10 protein-coding genes are annotated in these 10,037 nt (G+C 68.0%); 4 read left to right on the top strand and 6 right to left on the bottom strand.

Going from position 1 to position 10,037, the window contains the following annotated elements; translation table 11 throughout:
- Together RR928_RS15955 and RR928_RS15950 are read left to right on the top strand one after the other, a co-directional pair.
- On the top strand, nt 1-722 hold a 722-nt coding region (locus RR928_RS15955), incomplete at its 5' end, for a DUF3108 domain-containing protein (protein WP_332683267.1).
- Between the two features lie 157 nt (nt 723-879).
- On the top strand, nt 880-1,185 hold the full coding sequence (locus tag RR928_RS15950) for a BTH_I0359 family protein (RefSeq protein ID WP_332534813.1): 306 nt from the start codon (nt 880-882) through the stop codon (nt 1,183-1,185).
- 19 nt (nt 1,186-1,204) lie between these two features.
- Here the strand turns inward: RR928_RS15950 and RR928_RS15945 are convergent, their stop codons facing one another.
- Both RR928_RS15945 and RR928_RS15940 read right to left on the bottom strand, forming a co-directional pair.
- Nucleotides 1,205-2,290: an AbrB family transcriptional regulator gene (locus tag RR928_RS15945; RefSeq protein WP_332534756.1), complete on the bottom strand. Its 1,086-nt coding sequence runs from the start codon at nt 2,288-2,290 to the stop codon at nt 1,205-1,207.
- Nucleotides 2,281-4,260: a putative bifunctional diguanylate cyclase/phosphodiesterase gene (locus RR928_RS15940; RefSeq protein WP_332534754.1), complete on the bottom strand. Its 1,980-nt coding sequence runs from the start codon at nt 4,258-4,260 to the stop codon at nt 2,281-2,283. The genes RR928_RS15945 and RR928_RS15940 overlap by 10 nt, the downstream gene beginning before the upstream one ends.
- A 51-nt stretch (nt 4,261-4,311) precedes the next feature.
- Between RR928_RS15940 and purU the strand changes: the two genes are divergently transcribed.
- Together purU and RR928_RS15930 are read left to right on the top strand one after the other, a co-directional pair.
- Nucleotides 4,312-5,160, top strand: a complete 849-nt coding sequence (gene purU / locus RR928_RS15935; protein WP_332534752.1) for a formyltetrahydrofolate deformylase — start codon at nt 4,312-4,314, stop codon at nt 5,158-5,160.
- A gap of 8 nt (nt 5,161-5,168) precedes the next feature.
- On the top strand, nt 5,169-6,077 hold the full coding sequence (locus tag RR928_RS15930; RefSeq protein WP_332534750.1) for a LysR substrate-binding domain-containing protein: 909 nt from the start codon (nt 5,169-5,171) through the stop codon (nt 6,075-6,077).
- Between the two features lie 219 nt (nt 6,078-6,296).
- On the opposite strand, the gene RR928_RS15925 is transcribed toward RR928_RS15930, so the two are convergent.
- From RR928_RS15925 to RR928_RS15910, 4 genes are all read right to left on the bottom strand, one after another.
- Nucleotides 6,297-7,751 carry an FAD-binding oxidoreductase gene (locus RR928_RS15925; RefSeq protein WP_332534748.1) on the bottom strand — a complete coding sequence of 485 codons (1,455 nt, stop codon included), beginning with the start codon at nt 7,749-7,751 and terminating at the stop codon, nt 6,297-6,299.
- A gap of 2 nt (nt 7,752-7,753) precedes the next feature.
- Entirely contained in the window at nt 7,754-8,563 is an 810-nt protein-coding gene (gene hpaI, locus RR928_RS15920; RefSeq protein ID WP_332548091.1) for a 4-hydroxy-2-oxoheptanedioate aldolase, read from the bottom strand.
- Nucleotides 8,564-8,598: 35 nt separating this feature from the next.
- On the bottom strand, nt 8,599-9,555 hold the full coding sequence (locus RR928_RS15915) for a hydroxyacid dehydrogenase (protein ID WP_332534746.1): 957 nt from the start codon (nt 9,553-9,555) through the stop codon (nt 8,599-8,601).
- Between the two features lie 11 nt (nt 9,556-9,566).
- The coding region (locus RR928_RS15910) for a Bug family tripartite tricarboxylate transporter substrate binding protein (protein ID WP_332683263.1) at nt 9,567-10,037 on the bottom strand (471 nt) is incomplete at its 5' end.

The following is a 10,037-nucleotide window of genomic DNA, read 5'->3' as shown; positions in this document are numbered from 1 at the left end:
CACCGCCCCGGGCCGAAACACTGCAGGGCGTGCAGCTCGTCACCCCCGACGGCCAGCCCTTGCCCGCCGATACGCCGCTGCCGGTGAAACTGCCCGCGCCCACGCGGCTGGCGTTCGATGTGACGGGCCAGGCCAAACGTTTTGAATACCACGCGAGCGCCGAACTGCTGTGGCAGCACGACGGCCAGCGCTACCAGGTGCGCCAGCAGATCAAGGCGTTTCTGGTCGGCACGCGCGCCCAGACCAGCAACGGCCAGGTCACGGATGCGGGCCTGGTGCCGCAACGCTTCAGCGACCAGAGCCGCAGCGAGAAAAGCGCGGAGTTCGACTTCGTGGCCGAACAGGCACGCTTCACGCCCGCAGCCCCGCCGGCCCCCATAGGCGCGGGCGCGCAGGACCGTATCAGCGTGTTCCTGCAGTTGTCGGCAATGCTTGCCGCCGCGCCCGAACGCTACCCCGAAGGCGCGCAGATCACATTCACCACGGTGGGCAGCAACGACGCCGAACGCTGGACCTTCCGCGTGCACGCGACCGAGACGCTGGAGCTGCCGCTGGGCGCGCTGCCCGCGCTGCGGCTCGAACGCCTGCCGCGGCGCGCGGGCGACCAGCAGGCCACGCTGTGGCTCGCGCCGTCGCTGGGCTATCTGCCGGCGCGCATACGGCTGACCCAGGCCAACGGCGACTTCGCCGATCTGCGCCTGCAGGCGCACGCCGCGCCCTGACGCCGGACGAAACGCCCGACGCCGCACGGAGATCGAATCCGTGGAATACTGGTGTCCAGGGCCTTTTGCCGGCGACCCCGCCGGCGGCTCTTGAAGTCTGCTGCCTTGCAGCCATATGACTGTCATCGGCACGACTTTGCAACAGGGGGGGATCACCATGCAAACGCTATACGACTCTGACACTTTTGCGGTGCTCCATATCCGGCCCGATTTGCCGGAATTGGCCGAGGGCGAATCCGCTCCCGCGCAAGAGCTTCACCACGCACAGATGCAGATGCCACGCCACGGTTTTGAAATCGTCGACAAGCGTTCGGGCAAAGAGGTCTACCTCGACGGTTCCTGGGCCGAAATGTTCCAGAAGATCATTCTCGGCTGGCAGCAGCAGACACCTACGCAGGAAGAAGTGGAAAGCACGCTCGACAGCTACGCCGGGCTCGCACAGAACCCAGTACTGGTGCACTGAGCGTCGGGCTCAGGCGGGCTCAGGATAGGCGGCTCGACTCCGCCTGTACCGCCGGCTTGTAAAGCCGCCGGTACAGCGGCTCGACCACCAGCAGCACCGCCATCAATCGACAGACTTGCAGCGCGGTCACCACGGGAACGCCCAACTGCAGCACCTTGGCGGTGATCGCCATCTCGGCGATGCCGCCGGGCGCCGTGCCCAGCACCATGGTCACCCAGGGCAGGCCTGTGGCCCAGGCCACGGCGGCAGCGAACAGCGCGCACAGCGCCATCAGCACCAGGCTGCCCAGTGCCACCGTTGCCAGCCAGCGCGGCGCGGTGCGCAGAAAATCGCGCCGAAAGCGCACGCCCAGGCTCACGCCAATCAGCAACTGCGCGCCATTCATCATCCACTGCGGCACGGCCGACAGATCGAGGCCGAGCATCGCCAGGCCCATGGAGGCCAGCAGCGCGCCCAGAAACCAGGGATTGGCGCGATCCAGGCGCAGCATCAGCCAGGCGCCCAGACCCGTGCACAGCGCCAGCAGCGCCAGTCCCGGGCCATGCACCACGCGCGCCGCACCCCATTCGCCCGAGCCATGCAGCCCGCTCCACTGCAGCGCGAAGGGAATCACCACCGTGACGATCACCAGCCGCAGGCTGTGGCTGGAGGCCACCAGCTCGGTGCGCGCGTTCTCGCGCTCGGACAGCAGCGTCATCTCGGACGCCGCGCCTATCGAGCCCGCGAAATAGCAGGTGGCGCGCAGCTGCTGCGCCGGCACCTCGGGCATGCGCGGTGCATGCACGCGGTACAGCCAGGCGCCGAACAGCCAGCCCAGCCACAGCGCCCAGACAATGCCCAGCAAAATGACCCACCACATGCTCGCCACGAGCGCCGTGACGGCCGGCGTGAAGTAAAGCCCCAGCGCCGCGCCTATGGTCCATTGCGCGGCATTGCGCGCCCTGCCCCAGCTCGCGGTCGGCGCGCCGCCCATGGAGGCCAGCGAAGTCGCGATCAGCGGGCCCAGCATCCAGGGCAGGGGAATCTTCCACCAGACGCACAATTGGGCCGCAGCCCAGGCGCCCAATGCGGTCAGCAGCACGCGCAGCGGGAAACTCACGCGCATGGGATCGCCACCAGCGGTCCTTCCCTGCTTTGGCGCAGCAGTGCCTCGAACGCGTCGGCCGGCAGGGGCCGGCTGCAGAAATAGCCCTGGAACTGGTCACAGCCGCGTTCGCGCAGGAAAGCGAGCTGTTCGGCGGTTTCCACGCCTTCGGCCAGCACCGCCAGCCCCATGCTGTGGCCCATGGCGATCACGGCCGCGCTGATCGCCATGTCGTCGGCGCTTTGCGGAATGTCGCGGATGAAGCCCTGGTCGATCTTGAGCACATCGATGGGAAAGCGCTTGAGGTGGGCCAGCGACGAATAGCCGGTGCCGAAATCGTCGATCGCCAGCCGCAACCCCAGGGCGCTGAGCTTGCGCAGCACCTGCAAGGCCTCCTCGGGCTGCTGGGCGAGCGCGCTTTCGGTGATCTCGAGTTCCAGCTGCGCGGCCGGAAAGCCCGCATCGGCCAGCGCGGCCTGGGTGCTGCCGACGATGTCGGTGAGCATGAACTGGTGCAGCGACACATTCACCGCCACCGTGATCTCGGGCAGATCGAGCGCGCGCCAGCGCTGGCCCTGGGCGCAGGCTTCGCGTATCACCCATTCGCCCACCGGCCCGATCACGCCCGAGCTTTCGGCCACGGGAATGAAGCGCGCCGGGGAAATCAGGCCTTCGACCGGATCGAGCCAGCGCAGCAGCGCTTCGGCCCCCATGAGTCGCCCGGTCGCGATCTCGATCTGCGGCTGGTAGTAAAGACGCAGATGGCCTTCGGCCAGCGCCTGGCGCAGCCGTGCCTCGAGCTCCAGGCGCTGGCGCGCGGCCTGGGTCATGTCTTCCTGGAAAAAGCACCAGGCGTCGGCACCGCTGTGCTGCTTGGCGACATGCACCGCCGAGTGCGCGCCCTGCAGCAGGCCTTCTGCCGTTGCCGCATGCTGCGGGAAGACGCACATGCCCACGCTCACGCGCGTGATCACTTCCATGCCGTCAGGCGTATGCCAGGGCTGGGCCGCGGCGGCGATCAGCCGCTGGGCCAGCTGCGCGGCGTCGATTTCGCTGCCCAGATCGAGCGCGGCCACGGCGATCTCGTCGCCGGCCATGCGCCCTATCAGATCGCCGGGGCGCAGCACCGCCTGCACGCGCGCTGCGACATGGCACAGCACCTGGTCGCCCACGGCATGGCCGTAGCTGTCGTTGAAATCGCGCAGGCGGTTGATGTTGATCAGCAGCACCGCGAGCTGGCTGGACTTGGCTGTGGCCGTCTCCAACGCCTTTTCCAGTCGGTTGCCGAACCAGGCGCGGTTGTCCAGACCGGTCAGCGGGTCCTTGCGCGCAAGGTATTCAAGGCGCTGCTGCTGGGCCTTTTCCGCGGAGATGTCGGTGAACATGCAGACGTAATGCGTGACGCGGTTGGCGCTGTCGTGCACCGCGCTCAGCGACATGCGTTCGGGAAACACTTCGCCGTTCTTGCGCTGATTCCATATTTCGCCCTGCCAGTGGCCCGTGCGCTGCATGCTGTCCCACATGGCTTCGTAGAACGCCTGGCCGTGGCGGCCCGACTTGAACATGCGCGGCGTCTGGCCCAGCATTTCCTGCTCGGTATAGCCCAGCAGGCGCGTGAAGGCCGCGTTGACCGACAGGATACGGCTGTTCGCATCGGTCACGATCACGCCTTCGATGGTGTTGTCGACCACGGTCGCGGCCAGGCGCTGGCGCTCCTCCTCCTGGCGCCGCAGCGCCGCGCGGCGCAGCACGTCGGCGCGGCGCACGGCCTCGGCGCGCAGCAGGCGGCGCAGCAGCCAGCCGGCCATCAGTGCATTGAGAAAGATGGAGACATAGCCCTGCGCGTCTTTCCAGCGCGCGACCTGCGCGGCATCCTGGGCCCACTGCAGCAGCAGGCGTTCGCTGCCGGCGAGCCACAGCACTGCAGTCAGCGTGTACAACGCCAGAATCCAGTACGGCCAGGTCGGTTGGGGTGCGCCATCTTTATGCATGTATTTCCTCAATCCACAATCGACGGCCCTTGCTGCGACAATCGCAGGGCTATGACCCAAGCCTACATTCTTACCTTATCCTGCCCCGACCGTCGCGGGCTGGTGCACGCCGTTTCGGGCTTCCTGCTCGAACAGGGCGCCAACATCGAAGAAGCCGCGCAGTTCAACGACGGCGCCACCGGCCTGTTCTTCATGCGCGTGCAGTTCGTCTGCACCGACACCGACGCGGCCACGCTCAAGACGGCGCTGGCCGAACTCGCGGCCCGCTTCGAGATGCGCTGGAGCCTGCACTCCCAGTCCGAGAACATGAAGACCGTGCTGCTCGTCAGCAAGGAAGGCCATTGCCTCAACGATCTGCTGTTCCGCTGGAAGTCGGGCCTGCTGCCCATCGACATCCGCGCCATCATCAGCAACCACCGCGACTTCTACCAGCTCGCGGCCAGCTACAACGTGCCTTTCCACCATATTCCCGTCACGGCGGCGACCAAGGCCCAGGCCGAAGCGCGGCAGTTCGAGATTATCGAGGCAGAAGGCGCCGAACTGGTGGTGCTGGCGCGCTATATGCAGGTGTTGTCGAACGATTTGTGCACCAAGCTCTCGGGCCGGGCCATCAACATCCACCACAGCTTCCTGCCGAGCTTCAAGGGCGCCAAGCCGTACTATCAGGCGCATGACCGCGGCGTGAAGCTGATCGGCGCCACGGCCCACTACGTCACAGCCGACCTCGACGAAGGCCCGATCATCGAGCAGGACGTGGCGCGTGCCGACCACACCGACACCGTCGAAGACCTCACGGCGCGCGGCCGCGACACCGAAAGCCAGGTGCTGGCGCGTGCCGTCAAGTGGCACAGCGAACGCCGCGTGATCCTCAACGGCCACAAGACCGTCGTCTTCCGCTGAGCGCGGACATGCCGCTGCCCGCGCCCACCGCCAGCCCGACTGCGCCGAGCGCCGCGCGGCGCATTCCGCCCATCCAGTGCCTGCTGACATTCGAGGCGCTGGCGCGGCTGCGCAGCGTGACGCAGACCGCCGAGGAACTGTGCGTCACGCCCAGCGCCGTGAGCCACCGCGTGCGCCAGCTCGAGCAGATGCTCGGCTGCCGGCTGTTCGGCCGCGCCGATTTCTCGCTGACCAGCGAAGGCAGCGCGTATCTGTCGCATGTGCGTGAAGGGCTGGGCGCGCTGCAGCGCTTTCCCGGCAGCGCGCTGCCCGGGCGCAGACGCCTCAAGCTTGCGGTCACGCCCACGTTCGCGCGCTGCATGCTCATCCCCCGGCTGAGCCAGTTCACCGACGCCTATCCCGAAATCGATCTCGAACTGCATGTGAGCATTCCGCTGCTCGACGTGGTGGCCGAAGACGCCGACCTGATCGTGCGCTTCGGCCCCGGCCATTACGCCGACATGGAACATGTGGAAATCGCGCGCGACGTGATGACGCCGCTGGCCTCGCCGGCTTTCGTGCGCGCCCACGGGCCGTTCGAGCAGCCAGCGGACATGGAAGGCCTGCCGCTGCTTCGCAGCCCGCTGGAGCCCTGGCGCGGCTGGTTCGACGCCGCGGGCCTGGCCTGGCCCGAACCCGTCGAAGGCTCGCAATTCCACGACATAGGCCTGCTGTGCGATGCCGCGGCCGCGGGCATGGGCATAGCGCCCGTACGCCTCAAGCTGGGCGCGGCCTGGCTGGACAACGGCACGCTGGTGCGGCTGTTCCCGCTCGACGTGGCAAGCCCGCACGCGCATTACCTGTGCTGGCATACGGGCACCATGGACCGGTGGGAGTGCTCTGCCTTTGCGCAGTGGCTTAGTCAAGCCGTTTCCTGACTACAAACGCCCAAAACCGTTCGCCCTGAGCCTGTCGAAGGGCGTTTCAGGGCGCAGCGTTTGAGAACTGCGCAGCAAAAAAGAGATTTGCATCCATAGAAGGTCGCCGTTCATCCTTCGACCAGCTCAGGACGAACGGGAGAGCAAACGTCACGCCAAATCAAACCGCACGCCCTCAGCAGACTTGCGCAAGCCTATCGCAGGGCGATCTGTGGCGCGTTACGCCGCCCCCTCCGGCAGCGGCAACACCTTGCCCGGATTGAGCAGATTGCGCGGATCGAGCGCGCGCTTGATCTGCCACATCAGTTCGAGTTCCACGGGCGACTTGCACTCCAGCAGGTCGTCGCGCTTGGCCACGCCGATGCCGTGCTCGGCCGAGATCGAGCCGTTCTGGCGCGTTGCCAGGCCGTCGACCGCATGCGAGACGCGCACGTAGTTCTCGGCCAGGAACTCCTTTGCCGGCGCGCCCTTGGGGCGCAGCGGGTTGAAGTGCACGTTGCCGTCGCCCATGTGGCCGTAGATCACCATGCGCGCGTCGGGCGCCAGCGCCAGCACCTGGGCCGAGGCGTCGGCGATGAAGTCGGCGATCTTCGACAGCGGAATCGAGATGTCGCACTTGATGCTGCCGCCTTCGCGCGTCTGCGCGTCCGAGATCTCCTCGCGCAGCTGCCAGAAGGCGCGCGCGTCGGCAATGCTTGCCGCGATGGCCGCGTCGGTCACCAGCCCGCGCTCCATGCCCTGCTCCAGAATCGCCATCAGCGTCGCGTCCAGGCCTTCGGCGTCGCCGCCCGAAGTCAGCTCGATCAGCACCATCCAGTCGTGCGCGGCGGGCAGCGGCGCGCTGAACTGCGGCATCGATTCGAGCACCAGCGTCAGCGCCGGGCCGGAGATCAGCTCGAAGGCCGTCACGGCCTGGCCGGCCGCGCGCTTGGCTTCGGTCAGCAGCTCCACGGCCGCATGCGGGTTCTTGACGGCGATCCAGGCGACGGCGCTGGCGCTGGGCAGGGGCATCAGCTTGAGCACCGCGGCCGTGATGATGCCCAGCGTTCCCTCCGAACCGATGAACAGCTGCTTGAGGTCGTAGCCGGTGTTGTCCTTGCGCAGTCCGCGCAGCGACGAGTAGATGCGGCCGTCGGGCAGCACGGCTTCTATGCCCAGCGTCAGGTCGCGCATGTTGCCGTAGCGCAGCACGGCCGTGCCGCCGGCATTGGTCGAGAGATTGCCGCCGATCTGGCACGAGCCTTCGGAGCCTATGCGCAGCGGAAACAGCCGGCCCGCGTCTTCGGCCGCGGCGCGCGCGGCCTGCAGCGTGACGCCGGCCTGGAGCGTCATGGTGTCGTTGACGGTGTCGATTTCCTGCACCTGGTTCATGCGGCGCAGATTGAGCACCACGGCATCGCCCGCGGCGTCGGGCACGGCCCCGCCCATCAGCGAGGTGTTGCCGCCCTGGGGTACGACCGGCACGCCATGGCGCGAGCACAGCGCCAGCACCTCGCTGACCTGCTGGGTGTTTGCCGGCAGCACCACGGCCAGCGCCTGGCCGTGATAGAGCTTGCGGTAGTCGGTGGTGAAGGGCTGCATGTCGCTGGCGACTTCAATGCAGGCTTTCTCGCCGACGATGGCGCGCAGGCCTTCAAGCACCAGCGCGTGGGGAATTCGGGAAGTCGAGGACATGTTCAATAGGCTCCGCGGGAATCGGCAGGGGCCGCTGTTTCGGCCGGCTGGCCCAGGAATTCGCCGGCCAGGCTGCGCGCCGCCTTGGCGTAGAGCAGCACGTCGACACCGACCGCAACAAACGTGCAGCCGAGATCGAGATAGCGGCGGGCCAGCGCCGGGTCGGAAGTGAGTGTACCGGCGGCCTTGCCCGAGGCAATGATGGTGCGCATCGCGTTTTCAATTGCCGCCTGCACTTCGGGGTGTCCGGGGCGGCCGCGAAAGCCCATGGACGCGGCCAGATCGGCCGGGCCGATGAACACGCCGTGCACGCCGTCGACCGCGCAGATCTCCTCGAGATTGTCCAGCGCCGCCACGGTCTCGGCCTGCACCAGCAGGCAGACTTCGTCATCGGCCACGTCGAGATAGTCGGCGCGCCCACTCCACTGCGAAGCGCGCGCCACCGCGCTGCCCACGCCGCGCATGCCCAGCGGCGGATAGCGCGTGGCCGAGACCAGGGCGCGCGCCTGCTCGGCGGTGTCGACCATGGGCACGAGCAGCGTGGTCGCGCCTATGTCCAGCAGCTGCTTGATCAGCGCCGTATCGCCCTGGACCGCGCGCACCACGGGGTGGGCGCGGTGCGGCGCGACGGCCTGCAGCGCGCCCAGCGTCGACTTCAGGTCGTTGGGCGCGTGCTCGCCGTCAATCAGCAGCCAGTCGAAACCTGTGCTGGCGCTGACTTCGGCCATGTAGGGATCCGCCATGGAAAGCCAGAGGCCGACCTGAGGCTGCTGAGCGGCCAGTGCGGCCTTGAAGAGGTTGTTTGCGGGCATGTGATCGGTGGGTGGAGTTCGGGCGCAAAAGCGTGTCAGGCGACCCGGTGCAGGGCGGGCAATGTGGTGTGGGCCAGATGGTCCACGATGTTCTGCGCGGTCATGGTGGCGACCTGCAGGGCGGCAGCGCGCGTCACGCCCGCCACATGGGGGGTGAGCAGCACCTGGGCCAGTGCCGCCAGTGGATGGTCGACAGGCAGAGGCTCGGTATCGAAGGTGTCCAGGCCGGCGCCGCCGAGCTGGCCGCTGCGCAATGCCTCGAGGAGCGCGGCCTCGTCCACGACGGGACCGCGCGCGGTGTTGATGAGCAGGCTGCCGCGTGGCAGCAGGGCCAGCTCGCGTGCGCCTATCAGACCCCGGCTGCGCTCGGTCAGCGGGCAGTGCAGGCTCAGGATGTCGAGCTGGGGCAGCAGGCGGTGCAGCTCGGCCTCGGTGGCAAAGCCGTCGGCCTGGCCCTCGGGCCGCAGCACCAGCACCCGCGCGCCCAGGGCAGTGGCCAGCTGCGCGGTCGCGCGGCCAATGCTGCCGTAACCGATGATGCCCACCGTGGCGCCGCGGAAGTCGCGGCCCTGCCAGGTGCTGCCGGCCCATTCGCCGGCGCGCACCATGCGGTCGAGCTGCGGCAGCTGGCGCGTGAGCGCCAGCATCAGCGCCACGGCATGCTCGGCCACTGCGCCCGCATTGGCGCCGGGTGCGACGGCCACGGCAATGCCGCGCGCGCGCGCCGCCTCCAGGTCCACACTGTCCACGCCGGCGCCGTTCTTGGCCACGATGCGCAGCTGCGGCGACGCGGTCAGCACACGGTCGGTGATGGGCGGCGAGCCGCGCAGCACGATGGCCTGGGCGCCGGTCTCGGCCAGGCGTGCGGCCAGCGCGTCTTCGGTGAGGCTGCCGGGCAGGAAATGCACCTGGCCACCGGCCTGCTCAATGATGCGTTGCGCGGGCTCGGCCCAGTGTGACGCGGTGACGAGAACGTGGAAGTGTGGGGACATGGGTACAGAGCTCAGTCGATGCGGATTCCTGCCGATTGGATCACCTTGCCGTAGCGGCTCCATTCGTCGGTGGTGAAGCTGGCCAGTTCCTGGGGCGAGCCGGCCCGGGTGCGCACGCCGAGCAGCGCGAATTTCTCCTGCACCTCGGGCAGCTTGAGTACCTGGGTGAGCGAGGCGTTCAGGCGCGCCAGCACGTCCTTGCCGGTCTTGGCCGGGGCGTACAGCGCATACCAGGCGTTGACCTCGAAGCCCGGATAGCCGGCCTCGGCGAAAGTGGGCACATCCTGCAGTTCGGGCAGACGCGATGCCGACGCCACGGCCAGGGCGCGCACCTTGCCGCTCTTGAGCAGCGGCGAGGCGCTGGTCAAGGTGTCCATGATCATGTCCAGCCGCCCGCCCATCAGGTCCATGGTGTGGGCGTTGCCGCCCTTGTAGGGCACATGGTTGATCTGCAGCTGGGCGCGCTGCTTGAACAGCTCGGC

Source organism: Comamonas sp. (assembly GCF_036666375.1).
Lineage (GTDB): Bacteria > Pseudomonadota > Gammaproteobacteria > Burkholderiales > Burkholderiaceae_C > Comamonas.
Note: the sequence above shows the minus strand (reverse complement) of the source record. Positions and strands in the feature narration are given on the sequence as shown.

Coding starts and splice junctions, on each gene's coding strand:
- RR928_RS15930 (WP_332534750.1), top strand. CDS start 5,169: ATGCCGCTGCCCGCGCCCACCGCCAGCCCGACTGCGCCGAGCGCCGCG.
- RR928_RS15925 (WP_332534748.1), bottom strand. CDS start 7,751: ATGTCCTCGACTTCCCGAATTCCCCACGCGCTGGTGCTTGAAGGCCTG.
- purU (WP_332534752.1), top strand. CDS start 4,312: ATGACCCAAGCCTACATTCTTACCTTATCCTGCCCCGACCGTCGCGGG.
- RR928_RS15945 (WP_332534756.1), bottom strand. CDS start 2,290: ATGCGCGTGAGTTTCCCGCTGCGCGTGCTGCTGACCGCATTGGGCGCC.
- RR928_RS15940 (WP_332534754.1), bottom strand. CDS start 4,260: ATGCATAAAGATGGCGCACCCCAACCGACCTGGCCGTACTGGATTCTG.
- RR928_RS15950 (WP_332534813.1), top strand. CDS start 880: ATGCAAACGCTATACGACTCTGACACTTTTGCGGTGCTCCATATCCGG.
- RR928_RS15915 (WP_332534746.1), bottom strand. CDS start 9,555: ATGTCCCCACACTTCCACGTTCTCGTCACCGCGTCACACTGGGCCGAG.
- hpaI (WP_332548091.1), bottom strand. CDS start 8,563: ATGCCCGCAAACAACCTCTTCAAGGCCGCACTGGCCGCTCAGCAGCCT.